Source organism: Brucella sp. LJL56, from assembly GCF_054871705.1.
This window is the reverse complement of sequence record NZ_JBTXLQ010000001.1, coordinates 337089-351965: the sequence shown is the minus strand read 5'-3', so window position 1 is coordinate 351965 and position 14877 is coordinate 337089. Positions and strand designations below refer to the sequence as shown.

Sequence of the window (14877 nt, the reverse complement as noted above, 5' to 3'; positions counted from 1 at the left end):
TTCTGGCTGGGTTGTTGACAGAGAAACCGCAGAAGATCCGCTTCAGCAAGCGGGAGATGAAAAGAATCGAACGTCTCGCCGCTGACGGCGAGTGTGGCTATTTGCCCGGCGCGACGCGTTCGAGCCGTTCATTTCTATCGCGCTGTTCCCATGCAATTTTGTCGATCTGCATTCTTCTGGTTCTCGTCGTCGGTGCCGGTTTCGTCATTCTTCGCAGTGGCGTTGACAGCAACCTATTGCGTGACGAAGCACAGAAAAGCCTGACCCGTATTCTCGGTGAGGGTGCCTCCGCATCCATTGGAAGCGCGGCGCTATCTCTGGATCAGGACAGTCATGTTGCGCTGGAAGCCCGAAACGTGTCGATTACGGATCCCAAACAGGGCCTTGAAATCAGCGGAATCAAGTCCGTACGTTTGGGACTGGCACCGCTTCCGCTTTTGACTGGCAAGGTACGAGTGGCTCAGCTCGAAGTGGATGGTGTTTCTTTTGAAATGCCGGAAACGAAAGGGCCCGGCTTCTGGAAGTCCTTGCCTTACGACGAACGTGGCATTCTCGATTTTGATGCGGTTTCAGGTGAGCTTTTCGCCGCAATGCGTCGTAGCCTTGAACTTTTGCGCGCGCAGGACACGCATGTCATAAGCATTTTCAACAGCACTATCGCTTTCAAGGTCGGCGATGAGCAACAGGTTCTGGACATAGAACAGGCTCGTCTCATTGAAAACGGCGGAAAGATCGCCATCACCGGCAGCGTCGTCTGGAAAGGCAAGAAAATTGCACTGGACGGCACGATTGACCGCCATGTAGCTGACAATAGCCTTGCTGGCTTTGAACTGAACGTTCGCGACATTCCAGTTGCATTGGGGTCTCCGCCTGAAGTCTCTCCGGTTATAAATGGCAATCGCGTTAATCCGGCCCATTTCGAACTGGAAGCTGTGGCGCGGTTGTCATTGACGGGATCCGCAGCCGATGGCGACAAAGCCGAACGTCTCGCGACGGAACTCGCTGTTGACGGCATAGATATGCAGCTTGGCAGGGTTGAAGATGTGCGTGGTGGTATTCGTCTTAACCTCGAACATACGGTGGGAAGCCGTAAGATCGAGATCAAGCCGTCCAAGTTGCAGCTCGGTGGTATGCAGGCGCAGTTCAACGGCGCCTTCGGCCCGGAACCGGAAGCTGAAAACAACACCGGGGGGCCGACATATCGCTTCGAGGTCCTGACCACGTCAGCGACAAGCATGCCATCGGAATCGACCGACCCGCCGCTATCTTTCGCCACGCGCATTGCCGGACGTTATATGGCCGACCAGCGGCGCATCCAATTTGCCAATCTCGACGTGCAGACGGAAACTGGACAGCTTTTTGGCCAGGGAAGCATGGGGTTCGGCGACGGCTCGCCGGAAATGATCTTCATGCTGCGCATTCCCGAAATGCCTGTTGCCGACGCCAAGCATCTCTGGCCAATCGATGTCGCGGACGGCGCACGTGAATGGGTGCTGAAAAACCTCTTCGGCGGGACCGTCAAAGACAGCCGCATCGATATTTCGCTCGCGGGTGGTCGCTTCAATGGACCGGGCCTGCCGCCACCGCTGACGGGCGATGAAATTAAGGCGGATTTCAAGGTTTTCGATACGCGCTTCGATGTGGTTGGCGAGCTGCCGCCGGTGCGGGATGCCGATGGCGAAATATCGGTTCGTGGCGCCTATACGACCATCAAGCTTTTGAAAGGCGTGGCCTACACGCCGAATAATCGCAAGATAGACGTATCAGACGGCACGCTTATTATTCCCTGGGGACCGCAGCGCCCCGTCATCGCGGAGCTGGATCTCGGTGTCTCGGGTGAGGCATCGGCAATTGCCGAAATCGCCGGTAACAAGCCTATCGACGTTCTGAAGAATGTGCCTTTTCTGCCTGGCGATGTGACCGGCGATGTGAAGTCGCGCGTAAAGGTGAATTTTGCTGTTTCCAAAGATCCGCCACCCGGTACACTTAAATGGAACGCTGATATTGGCTTCACGGGCCTTGATATTTCGAAGCCGATAGCGGGCTCTTCCGTCAGTGATGCGACCGGCAACATCAAAGTCGATCAGTCAGCAGCCATTATTACCGCCGATGCAAAGCTTGACGGCATTCCTGCCAAAGTCAGTATGACGGAACCGGTGGATCGTTCGGGACCGGCCAAACGCGAACAGAAAATCAAGCTTGATATTGACGACAAGAGCCGTGATGCGGTCTTCCCTGGGCTAAGCTCCATCTTTTCCGGCCCGATGTCGGTGGATCTTGGAATGGAAGATGGCGGCAAGCGGCGTGTTTCGGCCGATCTTGGCAAAACGCAGATTGATCTGCCCTGGCTTGGATGGCGCAAAGGCGCAGGTATACCGGCAAAAGCAACTTTCGATCTGGTCCAGGGTACTGATGACAAAAGCAAGATGGACATCAACAATCTTGTGTTCTCCGGCGATGCTTTCGGTGCGAAGGGCGATCTTTCCATTGCGAAAGGCGATTTCCAATCGGCGAATTTCAGCGAAATCCGTCTGAACAGAAACGACAACCTCTCAGTCAAGGCGACCAAAAGTGGAGGCGGTTATCGGGTCAACGTGCGTGGTTCGCAATTCGACGCGCGTGCGTTGATCAAACAGGTTTCCGATCTTGGCGAGAAGGGGAGCAGCGGTGGAAAATCCAACAATCCGCGTGTGGTTGTTAGCGCCCAGCTTGATGAAGTCAGCGGCTTTAATAGTGAAACTCTGCGCAATGTTGCCGTTTCCTATGAAAGTGCCGGCAGCAAAGTTTCAGGCGTATCGGTCAATGCCGTCACATCGTCCGGCGAATCCTTCGTGGCTACGAATAACGATCAGGGCGACGCGCGGTCGATCTCGCTGCAATCGAACGATGCTGGAGCGGTGCTTCGGTTCTTCGATTTCTATGACAAGATGCGTGGCGGCAAAATCACGGTCGGACTGGCTGCACAGGGCAACGGTCCGTTGCGTGGACAGATCGATGCGCGCAACTTTGCTATCATCAATGAACCGCGCCTTGCGAAAATCGTTTCCAGCCCGCCGTCCAGCGGCGGCACAAGCCTCAATCAGGCCGTAAAGCGCGATATCGACGTTTCACGGGTTGATATCGAGCGCGGCTTTTCGTTGATTGAGAAAGGCAACGGTTATCTGAATCTGTCCAAGGGTGTGGTGCGTGGCCCGACTGTCGGCACCACTTTCCAGGGAACGCTCTATGACAAGCAGGGTAACATGGCGATCACCGGCACATTCATGCCCGCCTATGGCGTCAACCGGCTATTCGGCGAAGTTCCGATCTTCGGTGCTTTGCTTGGAAACGGGCGCGATCGGGGCCTGATCGGAATTACCTACAAGCTTGCGGGTAGCGCCAAGCAGCCGCAGGTGATCGTCAATCCAATCTCCGTTATCGCGCCAGGCATATTCCGTTCGATCTTCGAATTCTGAAAAAAAACCGGGCGTAAGGCCCGGCTTTTTTGTTCAATCGTCGTGCAGCTTATGCAGGACGGATCAGCACGTGGCGCTTCTTGCCGAGCGACAGCTTGATGACGCCCTGATCGTTCAACGCGCTGGCATCAACGGTCATGCGCGGATCGCTGACAGGTTCGTCATTGATGCGCACGGCGCCGCCTTCAACGTGACGGCGAGCTTCGCCATTGGTCGTGCAAAGCTCGGCCAGGACCATCAATGCCAGTACGCCGATGCCGCTATTCAACGTTGCCTTGTGAACACCAACTGTCGGAAGATTTTCCGACAGTTCTCCATCCTCAAAGGTTTTGCGGGCAGTCTCGGCAGCTTCCTCGGCAGCATCGCGCCCATGAAGCATCGCCGTTACTTCCGTCGCGAGGATTTTCTTCGCTTCGTTGATTTCGACACCTTCAAGGGCAGCCAGCTTGGCAATTTCGTCCAGCGGAAGCGTCGTGTAGAGCTTGAGGAACCGCTCAACATCGGCATCTTCCGTGTTGCGCCAGTACTGCCAGAAATCATAGGCGCTCAGCATCTCGGCGTTTAGCCAGATTGCGCCGCCAAGCGACTTGCCCATCTTCTGGCCCGATGCTGTCGTCAGCAGCGGCGAGGTGAGGGCATAAAGCTGCGAGGTTCCCATACGGTGACCGAGATCGATACCGTTGATGATATTGCCCCACTGATCCGAGCCGCCCATCTGCAGGCGCAGATCATAACGCTTGCTCAGTTCCACGAAATCGTAGGCCTGAAGGATCATGTAGTTGAATTCGAGGAATGACAGCGACTGTTCGCGGTCGAGGCGCGTCTTCACCGAATCGAACGAAAGCATGCGATTGACCGAAAAATGACGGCCCACATCACGCAGGAATTCCAGATAGTTGATGTTGCGCAGCCAGTCGGCATTGTTGACCATCAGGGCGTCGGTCGCGCCGTCACCGAAGGTGAGGTAGTTGGCGAAGACGCGCTTGATGCCGGCAATGTTCTCGGCAATCGTATCCTCGGTCATCAGCTTGCGGGCTTCGTCCTTGAAGGACGGATCGCCCACCATGCCGGTGCCGCCGCCCATCAGCGCAACAGGCTTGTGCCCGGTTTGCTGGAGCCAATGCAGCATCATGATCTGGATCAGGCCGCCTGCATGAAGGCTCGGAGCCGTAGGATCGAAGCCGATATAGGCCGTCACGGTTTCCTTGGCCAACAATTCGTCGAGGCCACTTTCATCGGAAATCTGATGAATGAAGCCACGCTCGGAAAGCGTGCGAAGAAAATCGGATTTGAAACCGGACATTCCTTTTCCCTGACTGATAAGGCGAAGTTGAAACTGGTCGCAAGCGGCTGCTTACACCCATGTGATAAGTCCGCCTTTAGCACCAATCAACCGCCAAAAACAAGGAAACTCCCGAATCGGCGGGTTTCAAACCAGTAATTTGGCTTCGATGATCGCAAGCAGTCGGCATCGGTCTCAATGTTGCGCAGTATTCGAAAACAGATTGAGCACAATGACACCCGCAATGATCAACCCCATACCGACCACTGCAGCCATATCGAGCTTTTGGCCGAACAACAGCCAGCCGATCAGGGCGACGAGCGTGACTCCGATCCCGGACCAGACCGCGTAAGCGACACCGACGGGAATGGTCTTCAGCGTCATGGAAAGAAAGTAGAAGGCCAGACCGTAAGCGACAACGACGATCAGAGACGGTCCCAGTCGTGTGAAGCCTTCCGATGCCTTGAGGCTGAGAGTCCCGATGACTTCGGACACGATGGCGATAGCAAGGAAAGCATAAACCGGCATGTCACGCCCATAAGATGGATTTGAAAAAACGAATCATTTGATGGCGATGGTAACATCGCATGAAAAATCCGGCGGGAGACCCGCCGGATGAGACGTTGCAAATCTGGAAAACGACTTGCCGGATTGCTTAAGGTTTAACGCAACCGCTTCGGACGCACTTCAACCAGCTCGCCTGCCAGACGGCGATCCAGATACTCGGCGCAATCCTCTATGAGCTCATCGCCCTGACCGGCAAAGAAATGGTTCGCGCCCGGAATCGTAGTCTGGGTAATCGTGATACCCTTCTGGGTCTTCAGCTTGTCGACCAGAGCCTGCACATCCTTCGGTGGTGCAACCTTATCCTGATCCCCATGGATGATGAGGCCGGATGAAGGGCAGGGTGCGAGGAAAGCGAAATCATAAGTATTCGGTTGTGGTGCAACGGAAATGAAGCCTTCGATTTCCGGGCGACGCATCAAAAGCTGCATGCCGATCCACGAACCGAACGAGTAACCGGCGACCCAGCACGTCTTGGAATCGGGATGAAGCGCCTGCACCCAGTCAAGTGCGCTTGCCGCATCCGACAATTCGCCTGCGCCATGGTCGAATTCACCCTGGCTGCGGCCAATCCCGCGGAAATTGAAGCGCAACGTGGTGAAGCCGCGCTGCTGGAACATATAGAAAAGATCGTAGACGATCTTGTTGTTCATCGTTCCGCCGAATTGCGGATGCGGATGAAGGATAAGCGCGATCGGAGCATTCTTTTCTTTGGAAGGCTGATAGCGACCTTCGAGGCGTCCGGCAGGGCCGTTGAAAATGACTTCTGGCATGTGTACTCCGCTCGTAACGGGAAGACCGGACTTGGGCGGCGAAACTTGACGTCGTTGGACGCCGCTTCTAGAACCGGTTTGAAATTTCGACAGACTGAAAGCGAGTTTCAGTTCCTATGGGGGCTTAATAGGCTTTTCTTGATTGAAAATTCAAGAAAATTGCGCTTCCAGAATTTTGTTTAGGAGATAGGTACGGTGAACGGGAGCGGCAAGAGGCTCTATCTGGATTATAATGCCAGTGCTCCGTTGCTCGATGAAGCGCGGGATGCGGTCATCAATGCACTCGGCATTACCGGCAATCCATCCTCCGTGCATCGTGAAGGCCGCGCCGCGCGCGCGCTTGTTGAATCAGCGCGCCGGAGCGTTGCAGCGCTTGTCAATGCCAGGCCAGACCATGTTTTCTTTACATCAGGAGCAACGGAAGCCGCATCGACGCTGCTGACGCCTCAATACATGATGGGACGCTCACCAGTTCGCCTATCGCATCTCTATGTGAGTGATACGGAACATCCGTGCATGTTGTCCGGTGGCCAGTTTGCCGCGCAGGACGTCACCATTCTACCGGTTGATGCAAATGGCATCATAGAACTCGATGCCCTGAAAACAGCTCTCGCCGATCACGACAAAAGCCAAGGGCTGCCGCTTGTGGCGATACAGGCCGCCAACAACGAAACCGGCATCATCCAGCCGATTGCGGAGATTGCGGCCATCGTCAAGGCTGCGGGCGGCATTTATATCATTGATGCGGTTCAGGCTGCAGGACGCATTAAATTAGATATTTCAGATAATTGCGGTGATTACCTCATAATCTCCTCACACAAGATCGGTGGGCCGAAAGGTGTTGGTGCTGTTATCGCCATTTCCGATCTTATGATGCCGAGGGCGCTCGTTCGCGGTGGTGGTCAGGAGAAGGGGCATAGAGCGGGAACTGAGGCTCTGCCGCTGATTGCAGGTTTTGGTGCTGCGGCAGATACTGCCAAGGCACGACTGGACGGTGATGGCTGGTCCCCGGCGATGCGGGACAGGCTGGAAGCCGGGCTGGAGGCAATCGCCCCGGATGCCGTGATCTACGGCAAATCGGTCGACAGGTTGCCGAACACGACGTTCTTTTCCCTTGAGGAGCAAAAAGCGGAAACCATACAGATTGCGTTTGATCTAGGCGGGGTCGCACTTTCGGCAGGATCGGCCTGCTCGTCTGGAAAGGTGGGCCCCAGCCATGTGCTGTCGGCCATGGGACACGGAGACAGTCTCGGAGCGATCCGTGTGTCGCTTGAACCAACAGCGACGCCGGAGGACGTCGATGCGTTTCTCGACGTGTTTCGCAAGATTATCGCGCGCCGTGCCGGGAAAGCCTGATCACAGTTTAGAGCGCATCCCGAAAAGTGTGAAACGGTTTTCGGAAAAGATGCGCGTTAAAACTAATATTTAGAGCGCCGATCTGATTCAATCAGATCGAGACGCGCTCTAAAAGTCCAGACCGAGCTTCTGTTTTGCAGCCGCAATATAACCCTCGTAGCGCGTTTTGAACTCTTCCCGCTTGGCTATATCAGCGGCGATGTCGTTTGAAGCGCTGGCGTTTGAAATATTGAACTTGTCGTGGGCGTCCTGAAAAAACTTCAGTTGCTCAATGGTGCGGCCCTCGTCATTCACCTGTTGTTCGAGAAATTTTACATAGTCCTGCAGGTTCTGGGTGCTCATCATGGTCTCCCTTTCCTTTGACTATCTATGTCCCTACATGCGCAGAGCAAGGGCAGGCATGATTCTGATCGACTGTGCGGTAATTCCAATTCTTTGAAGGAAATCAAGGTATCAAAGCCGGGACGTATCGACCGTAATCGCTGTTTCATCGGACTGTTTCATTAAGTTGATCGTTTTAATCGGCATTTTTAGGGGCAAATTTGAACCCGGTGCTTGAAATTCAGTTTAGAGAGGTTTTAAAGAAGGGCCACGCACACTATATTGAGGCGGTATTGTTCAAGACATATCACCTTGACGTTTGCAACTGTCGGGCCTTGACCCCGACGAGGATGGAGAACGCCAATGCCTGCAGTGCAGGAGACCATTGATCAGGTCCGCGGCCTTGACGTGGACCAGTACAAGTATGGCTTCGAGACGACGATCGAAGCAGAAAAGGCTCCCAAGGGCCTGAACGAAGATATCATTCGCTTCATTTCCGCCAAGAAGAACGAGCCGGAATGGATGCTGGAATGGCGTCTGAAGGCTTACGAACGCTGGCTCACCATGGAAGAGCCAAGCTGGGCGCGCGTCGATTATCCGAAGATCGATTTCCAGGATGCCTACTACTATGCGGCTCCGAAGAACCAGAGCGGCCCGAAGTCGCTCGATGAAGTCGATCCGGAACTTCTCAGGACCTATGAAAAGCTTGGCATTCCGCTGCGTGAGCAGGAGATTCTTGCTGGTGTCCGCAAGCAGGGCGATCCGAGCGAAATCGACGACAATCCCTCCGACAACGTCTATGCATCAGGCCGCGTGGCCGTCGATGCCGTGTTCGACAGCGTGTCGGTGGTTACGACCTTTAAAGAAGAACTCGCCAAGGCGGGTGTGATCTTCTGCTCGATTTCGGAAGCGATCCGCGAACATCCCGAACTAGTGCAGAAATATCTGGCATCGGTGGTTCCAGTGTCGGACAACTATTATGCCACGCTGAATTCCGCCGTCTTCACGGATGGTTCATTCGTTTATGTTCCGAAGGGCGTTCGCTGCCCGATGGAGCTTTCGACCTATTTCCGTATCAACGAGAAGAACACCGGCCAGTTCGAACGTACGCTCATCATCGCTGAAGAAGGCGCGTATGTTTCCTATCTGGAAGGTTGCACCGCGCCGCAGCGTGATGAAAATCAGCTTCACGCCGCTGTGGTTGAACTGGTTGCGATGGAGAACGCCGAAATCAAGTATTCGACGGTCCAGAACTGGTTCCCCGGCGACAAGGACGGCAAGGGCGGCATCTACAACTTCGTTACCAAGCGCGGCGACTGCCGTGGTGACAATTCCAAGATCTCCTGGACCCAGGTTGAAACCGGCTCCGCCATCACCTGGAAATACCCGTCCTGCATTCTGCGCGGCGACAATTCACGCGGCGAGTTCTACTCGATTGCCGTGTCGAACGGTCATCAGCAGATCGACTCGGGTACCAAGATGATCCATCTCGGCAAGAACACGTCGAGCCGCATCATCTCCAAGGGTATTTCGGCCGGCAAGTCGAACAACACCTATCGCGGACAGGTTTCGGCCCATCGCAAGGCTGAAAACGCCCGCAACTTCACCCAGTGCGACTCGCTTCTGATCGGCAACGATTGCGGCGCGCATACGGTGCCGTACATTGAAGCAAAGAACGCTACGGCGCAGTTCGAGCACGAGGCAACCACCTCCAAGATTTCCGAAGACCAGTTGTTCTACGTGATGCAGCGCGGCATTCCGGAAGAGGAGGCAATCGCTCTCATCGTCAATGGCTTCGTGAAGGAAGTCATTCAGGAACTGCCGATGGAGTTCGCCGTCGAAGCCCAGAAGCTTATCGGCATCTCGCTTGAAGGTAGTGTGGGCTAACCCACGCGCCTCTTTCCCAGTGATTTTCTGGCCAGCCTTTTCCTGGCATTAGAACAAGGTTTACATTCATGCTTGAGATCAAGAACCTCCATGCAAAGATCGCCGACACGGATACCGAGATCATCCGTGGCCTGAACCTCACCGTGAACAAGGGTGAAGTGGCTGCGATCATGGGTCCGAACGGTTCGGGCAAGTCCACGCTGTCCTACATCCTCGCCGGTCGCGACGACTACGAAGTGACCGAAGGCGACATTCTCTATAATGGCGAGTCGATCCTCGAACTCGACCCGGCAGAACGCGCCGCCAAGGGCATTTTCCTCGCTTTCCAATATCCGATGGAAATTCCGGGTGTTGCCACGATGGAATTCCTGAAGGTCGCGATGAACAGCCAGCGCAAGGCGCGCGGCGAGCCGGAACTCAAGATTCCGGAATTCATCAAGCGCGTGAAGGACGTTGCCGGCGGCCTCAACATCGACATGAACATGCTCAAGCGCCCGCTCAATGTCGGTTTCTCGGGCGGCGAAAAGAAGCGCGCTGAAATTCTTCAGATGCAGCTTCTGGAGCCGAGTCTCTGCGTCCTCGACGAAACCGACTCCGGCCTCGACATCGACGCGCTGAAGATCGTTTCGGAAGGCGTGAACGCGCTGCGTTCTCCGGACCGTGCCGTGATCGTCATCACGCACTATCAGCGTCTGCTGGAATACATCGTTCCCGATAGCGTGCACGTGCTTTACAAAGGCCAGGTCATCAAGTCTGGCGACAAGAGCCTCGCACTGCATCTGGAAGAAAACGGTTATGCCGAAGTAATCGGCGAAGCAGCCTGAGGAGGATTGGATTATGAATATCCAGACCGCTCAGACCGCAAAGCCGAGGACGCCCGCTGAAAGCGCGCTGATCGACAACTTTGGCGATCTTATCGGCAATTTGTCCGGCAACGGCGATGTCGTTGTTGCACGCGATACGGCGCTTGAACTGCTCAAGACCAACGGGCTTCCATCCCGTCGCGTCGAAAGCTGGCATTACACAGATTTTCGCACGCTTTTGAAGGGCGTTGCGGCATTCGACAGCTCTGCGGGTACGCAGCCGCTTTCGGCTTTGCTCGCCGGTTCCACCATTCTGGCCGCCAGCAACGGCGTTGCGCTTGACGTCAAGGCGCCTGAAGGCGTTTCGCTGACACCAGTGCGTGAAGCGCTGGCCGACGGCTCGCTGGCTCTCCAGCTCAAGACACGTGGCGCCGACGACACAATTGGCCAGATCAACGCTGCTTACGTCAGCGATGGCTGGATGATTTCGATCGCCGACGGTACCGAGCTGGAAGCGCCTCTGGAAATCCAGAACATCCAGAAGACCGGGCAGGGCCACACGCGTTTCCCGGTTCGCATCGGCTCGGATGTCAAGGCAACGATCATCGAACGCCAGAACGGCGGCGAGGGCGATGCTTTCTCGACGTCGGTGAGCCATGTTTCGGTTGGTGACGGCGCAGAAGTCCTCTGGGTCATCCTGCGCGATTTCGGCCAGGCGACACAGCTTTCGCAGTTCAATGCGACGATTGGCAAGGGTTCCAAGCTCACGCTCTACATCGTCAATGCAGGCGGCAAGCTGGTTCGTCAGGAAGTGCACGTCAATGTGACGGGTGAAGATTCCGACTTCGAGCTTCGTGGCCTCAATCTGCTGGCCGACGACACCCACACCGACATTACCATGACGGTTGGCCATCTGGTCGAGAACACACGTTCGACCCAGATTATCCGCAATGTGGTCAAAGACCGCGCGCGCGGCGTTTTCCAGGGCATGATCCGCGTCGCGCAGATCGCTCAGAAGACCGATGCCCGCATGGCCTGCAACACGCTCTTGCTTTCCGACGAAGGCGAGTTCGATGCCAAGCCGGAACTCGAAATCTTTGCGGATGACGTGGCCTGCGGTCACGGCGCAACGGTTGCCGAGCTGTCCAAGGACTATCTGTTCTATTTGATGGCCCGTGGTATTTCGGAAAATGACGCACGTGGCCTGCTGATCAAGGCGTTCATCGCCGAGATCATCGAAGAGCTGGAAGACGAAACGCTGGTTGAAGCACTGGAAGCAGTGCTGTCCGACTGGCTCGCCATTCATGCCTGATGAAGTCGGGCCTGAGTAAATCGGGCCCGGTTGAATGAGACAGCGCGCGCAGATGGGCGCGCTGTCCTTTCCTGCCGAACGGCAAAAGGTACGATCATGGACCAGAAGAATCCGCTCGTTGCGGCCTATGACGTGGAAGCCATCCGCCGGGATTTCCCTATCCTGTCGCGCGAAGTACACGGCAAACCGCTCGTCTATCTCGATAATGGCGCTTCGGCGCAGAAACCGCAAAGCGTCATCGATGCGGTGACGCACGCCTATTCCAATGAATATGCGAATGTGCATCGCGGCCTGCATTTCCTGTCGAATGCTGCAACCGATGCCTATGAGAAGTCGCGCGAGACCGTCCGTCGTTTTCTGAACGCCGATTCTGTCGATGAAATCGTCTTCACCAAGAATGCCACTGAAGCCATCAATACGGTCGCCTATGGCTATGGCATGCCGCATATCGGCGAAGGTGACGAAATTCTCGTCTCTATCATGGAGCATCACTCCAACATCGTGCCGTGGCATTTCATTCGCGAGCGTCAGGGTGCAAAGCTGGTCTTCGCTCCGGTGGACGACGAAGGCATTTTCCATATCGAGGAATTCGAGAAGCGTCTGACGGAGCGCACCAAGCTGGTCGCCATCACGCATATGTCGAATGCGCTTGGAACGGTAACGCCGATCAAGAAGATCGTCGCGCTTGCCCACGCACGTGGCATTCCGGTGCTGGTCGATGGCAGTCAGGGCGCGGTGCATCTGCCGGTTGATGTGCAGGAACTCGGCTGCGACTGGTATGTTTTCACCGGCCATAAGGTCTATGGTCCGTCCGGTATCGGCGTTCTTTACGGACGTGCAGAGATGCTGGAAAAGATGCGTCCCTTTCAGGGCGGCGGCGAAATGATCGAGGAAGTGACGGAAGAGAACGTCACTTACAATCATCCGCCGCATCGTTTCGAAGCAGGCACGCCGCCGATCGTTCAGGCGATTGGTCTTGGTGCAGCACTCGAATATATGGAAAAGATCGGCCGCCATGCGATCCTCGCCCATGAGGAAGATTTGCGTGACTACGCTCATGATCAGCTCGGGCGGATCAACTCATTGCGCATTTTTGGCAATGCGCCGGACAAGGGGGCGATCATCTCCTTTGCGCTTGAGGGAATTCATGCGCATGACGTGTCGATGGTGATCGACAGGGCCGGGGTGGCCGTGCGTGCGGGTACGCATTGCGCACAGCCGCTCTTGAAACGTTTCGGCGTTACCTCTACATGCCGTGCATCCTTCGCCCTGTACAATACCCGTGCTGAAGTGGATGCATTGGCGGAAGCCTTGGAAAAGGCAAGGAAGTTTTTCGGATGACCGATATGGAACAGAAAGTTCAGGACAAAGCCGAGACCGCGTCTGTCGAGGACGGAGAAAAGGCCGAACGCAATTCGGTGTTTTCTGCTTCGGCCATTCCGCAGGAAGACCTCCTGCGCATGACGGACGACATCATTGCGGCCTTGAAGACGGTTTATGATCCCGAGATCCCAGCCGATATCTACGAGCTTGGTCTTATCTACAAGATCGACATCGAAGACGACCGCAGCGTAAAGATCGAAATGACGCTGACAGCGCCAGGTTGCCCGGTCGCCGGTGAGATGCCGGGCTGGGTTGAAAATGCCGTCGGAGCCGTCGAAGGCGTTTCTATGGTGGAAGTTACGATGACGTTTGACCCGCCGTGGACCCCGGACCGTATGTCGGAAGAGGCTCAGGTTGCCGTCGGCTGGTACTGAAATTAGATTGAAATCAAAACAATGCGGCTCTTTGGGCCGCATTTTTGATTCTCTGCTTCAGGTCGAGCAAAATGAAGTCCGACCGCTCTGCTCGCTGGAATATTTGGATATGTCCCGAGCGCCAGATTTCTTCGGCAACTTTCACAGAGACAAGACTATAGGGCAAAAACCCGCATTTGCGAGGTTCTGGCAGTGTCATGAGACATGCAGAATAAGAAAAGTGGTGCCCCCAGAGAGACTCGAACTCCCGACCCCCTGATTACAAATCAGGTGCTCTACCAACTGAGCTATAAGGGCACTTGCGCCCGATTAGCACAAATGCGGCGGCTGTAAAACGAAAATTCATCGCAAGCAGGTCATGGCAACCGGGTTTTTCATGTGATAGCCAATAGCGGGTTGGGGAAACAGTGGCAAACTTGTCAGAGTTGGGCCGGATTCGGGACTGTAAATATGGAAGATAAATCGCTCGCGCTTCATTTTCTGTCATCAGGAACCGAAGAATCACTTTTGGCTCAAAAGGAGCTCGTGGCCCGTTATGGCCATGTGGCTGCCGAAGACGCCGATATCATCGTGGCGCTTGGCGGCGATGGAACCATGCTTCAGGCACTTCGCGACTTCATGAACAGCGGTACGCCGATCTATGGCATGAATCGGGGGTCCGTTGGCTTCCTGATGAACGAGTTCAGCGTGGACGATCTGCCGGAACGTATTCTGGCTGCGCAAATGGAAACCATTCGCCCGCTTGTGATGGTCGCAGAAACTGAATCGGGACAATCTTTCGAGGCTTTGGCGATCAACGAAGTTTCCCTTTTCCGCCAGTCCTATCAGGCCGCCAAGATCAGAATAACGATTGACGGCAAGGTGCGGTTGAACGAACTCGTTTGCGATGGCGTTATGGTCGCAACGCCTGCAGGTTCCACCGCTTATAATCTTTCGGCGCAAGGCCCCATTCTGCCGCTTGAAGCGCCGCTTCTGGCGCTGACCCCGGTAAGCCCCTTCCGTCCACGTCGCTGGGGTGGGGCGCTTCTGCCGAAGCATGTGACTGTTCGCATGGATTTGCTGGAAACTGAAAAACGTCCGGTCAATGCGGTCGCTGACAATAACGAGGTTAAATCGGTCAAGTCTGTAACCGTACGGGAAGCGCCGAACAGCCAAGTCGCCATCCTCTTCGACCGAAATCATTCCTGGGACGAGCGCATCCTGACAGAACAGTTCAGGCATTAGTTTCAGCGTATAAGTGGCGGGTAAATTCAGCCAGGCAAATGCTCTTTAGCTTTTGATAATTTGAGTAAATTTGTTCAAGTTCCGCATTGATTTCGATTGTTGCAGCACAATCGAAGCAATTTGATATCTTTCGATGGTATTTT

12 protein-coding genes and 1 tRNA gene are annotated in these 14877 nt (G+C 55.1%); 8 read left to right on the top strand and 5 right to left on the bottom strand.

Annotated features, from left to right (window positions below; genetic code table 11):
• The first annotated feature begins 56 nt into the window (after positions 1 to 56).
• Positions 57 to 3455, top strand: coding sequence for an RNA-binding protein (locus ACYSN1_RS01725; RefSeq protein WP_461724148.1), 3399 nt, complete (start codon positions 57 to 59; stop codon positions 3453 to 3455).
• 49 nt (positions 3456 to 3504) lie between these two features.
• Here the strand turns inward: ACYSN1_RS01725 and tyrS are convergent, their stop codons facing one another.
• The 3 genes from tyrS to ACYSN1_RS01710 all read right to left on the bottom strand — a co-directional run bounded on the left by tyrS (position 3505) and on the right by ACYSN1_RS01710 (position 6074).
• Positions 3505 to 4758: a tyrosine--tRNA ligase gene (gene tyrS / locus ACYSN1_RS01720; protein WP_105541736.1), complete on the bottom strand. Its 1254-nt coding sequence runs from the start codon at positions 4756 to 4758 to the stop codon at positions 3505 to 3507.
• Between the two features lie 174 nt (positions 4759 to 4932).
• Positions 4933 to 5265, bottom strand: coding sequence for a DMT family transporter (locus ACYSN1_RS01715; RefSeq protein WP_140019539.1), 333 nt, complete (start codon positions 5263 to 5265; stop codon positions 4933 to 4935).
• Between the two features lie 134 nt (positions 5266 to 5399).
• Positions 5400 to 6074, bottom strand: coding sequence for an alpha/beta hydrolase (locus ACYSN1_RS01710; protein WP_461724147.1), 675 nt, complete (start codon positions 6072 to 6074; stop codon positions 5400 to 5402).
• A 195-nt stretch (positions 6075 to 6269) separates the two neighbouring features.
• Between ACYSN1_RS01710 and ACYSN1_RS01705 the strand changes: the two genes are divergently transcribed.
• Positions 6270 to 7430 carry a cysteine desulfurase family protein gene (locus ACYSN1_RS01705; protein WP_461724146.1) on the top strand — a complete coding sequence of 387 codons (1161 nt, stop codon included), beginning with the start codon at positions 6270 to 6272 and terminating at the stop codon, positions 7428 to 7430.
• Positions 7431 to 7538: 108 nt separating this feature from the next.
• On the opposite strand, the gene ACYSN1_RS01700 is transcribed toward ACYSN1_RS01705, so the two are convergent.
• A complete protein-coding gene (locus tag ACYSN1_RS01700) occupies positions 7539 to 7772 on the bottom strand; it encodes a hypothetical protein (RefSeq protein WP_105543192.1) in 234 nt (77 codons plus the stop codon).
• 342 nt (positions 7773 to 8114) lie between these two features.
• Here ACYSN1_RS01700 and sufB point away from each other — a divergent pair, with 342 nt between their 5' ends.
• The 5 genes from sufB (at position 8115) to ACYSN1_RS01675 (ending at position 13510) form a co-directional block, all read left to right on the top strand.
• Positions 8115 to 9638: a Fe-S cluster assembly protein SufB gene (gene sufB, locus ACYSN1_RS01695; protein ID WP_461724145.1), complete on the top strand. Its 1524-nt coding sequence runs from the start codon at positions 8115 to 8117 to the stop codon at positions 9636 to 9638.
• 68 nt (positions 9639 to 9706) lie between these two features.
• On the top strand, positions 9707 to 10462 hold the full coding sequence (sufC, locus tag ACYSN1_RS01690) for a Fe-S cluster assembly ATPase SufC (RefSeq protein WP_078338532.1): 756 nt from the start codon (positions 9707 to 9709) through the stop codon (positions 10460 to 10462).
• A 13-nt stretch (positions 10463 to 10475) separates the two neighbouring features.
• Positions 10476 to 11753, top strand: coding sequence for a Fe-S cluster assembly protein SufD (gene sufD, locus ACYSN1_RS01685; RefSeq protein WP_461724144.1), 1278 nt, complete (start codon positions 10476 to 10478; stop codon positions 11751 to 11753).
• Positions 11754 to 11849: 96 nt separating this feature from the next.
• Complete coding sequence (locus tag ACYSN1_RS01680) at positions 11850 to 13094, top strand: cysteine desulfurase (RefSeq protein WP_461724143.1); 1245 nt, start codon at positions 11850 to 11852, stop codon at positions 13092 to 13094.
• Positions 13091 to 13510, top strand: a complete 420-nt coding sequence (locus tag ACYSN1_RS01675; protein WP_461724142.1) for an SUF system Fe-S cluster assembly protein — start codon at positions 13091 to 13093, stop codon at positions 13508 to 13510. The genes ACYSN1_RS01680 and ACYSN1_RS01675 overlap by 4 nt, the downstream gene beginning before the upstream one ends.
• 221 nt (positions 13511 to 13731) lie before the next feature.
• On the opposite strand, the gene ACYSN1_RS01670 is transcribed toward ACYSN1_RS01675, so the two are convergent.
• Positions 13732 to 13807, bottom strand: a tRNA-Thr gene (locus tag ACYSN1_RS01670).
• A gap of 153 nt (positions 13808 to 13960) precedes the next feature.
• On the opposite strand from ACYSN1_RS01670, the gene ACYSN1_RS01665 reads away from it, so the two are divergent.
• Complete coding sequence (locus ACYSN1_RS01665; RefSeq protein ID WP_140019533.1) at positions 13961 to 14734, top strand: NAD kinase; 774 nt, start codon at positions 13961 to 13963, stop codon at positions 14732 to 14734.
• The last annotated feature ends 143 nt before the right edge of the window (positions 14735 to 14877 follow it).

What these genes read in the sequence shown, in the direction of transcription:
- ACYSN1_RS01725 (WP_461724148.1), top strand. Translation starts at nt 57, where the DNA reads ATGAAAAGAATCGAACGTCTCGCCGCTGACGGCGAGTGTGGCTATTTG.
- tyrS (WP_105541736.1), bottom strand. Translation starts at nt 4,758, where the DNA reads ATGTCCGGTTTCAAATCCGATTTTCTTCGCACGCTTTCCGAGCGTGGC.
- ACYSN1_RS01715 (WP_140019539.1), bottom strand. Translation starts at nt 5,265, where the DNA reads ATGCCGGTTTATGCTTTCCTTGCTATCGCCATCGTGTCCGAAGTCATC.
- ACYSN1_RS01710 (WP_461724147.1), bottom strand. Translation starts at nt 6,074, where the DNA reads ATGCCAGAAGTCATTTTCAACGGCCCTGCCGGACGCCTCGAAGGTCGC.
- ACYSN1_RS01700 (WP_105543192.1), bottom strand. Translation starts at nt 7,772, where the DNA reads ATGAGCACCCAGAACCTGCAGGACTATGTAAAATTTCTCGAACAACAG.
- sufB (WP_461724145.1), top strand. Translation starts at nt 8,115, where the DNA reads ATGCCTGCAGTGCAGGAGACCATTGATCAGGTCCGCGGCCTTGACGTG.
- sufC (WP_078338532.1), top strand. Translation starts at nt 9,707, where the DNA reads ATGCTTGAGATCAAGAACCTCCATGCAAAGATCGCCGACACGGATACC.
- sufD (WP_461724144.1), top strand. Translation starts at nt 10,476, where the DNA reads ATGAATATCCAGACCGCTCAGACCGCAAAGCCGAGGACGCCCGCTGAA.
- ACYSN1_RS01680 (WP_461724143.1), top strand. Translation starts at nt 11,850, where the DNA reads ATGGACCAGAAGAATCCGCTCGTTGCGGCCTATGACGTGGAAGCCATC.
- ACYSN1_RS01675 (WP_461724142.1), top strand. Translation starts at nt 13,091, where the DNA reads ATGACCGATATGGAACAGAAAGTTCAGGACAAAGCCGAGACCGCGTCT.
- ACYSN1_RS01665 (WP_140019533.1), top strand. Translation starts at nt 13,961, where the DNA reads ATGGAAGATAAATCGCTCGCGCTTCATTTTCTGTCATCAGGAACCGAA.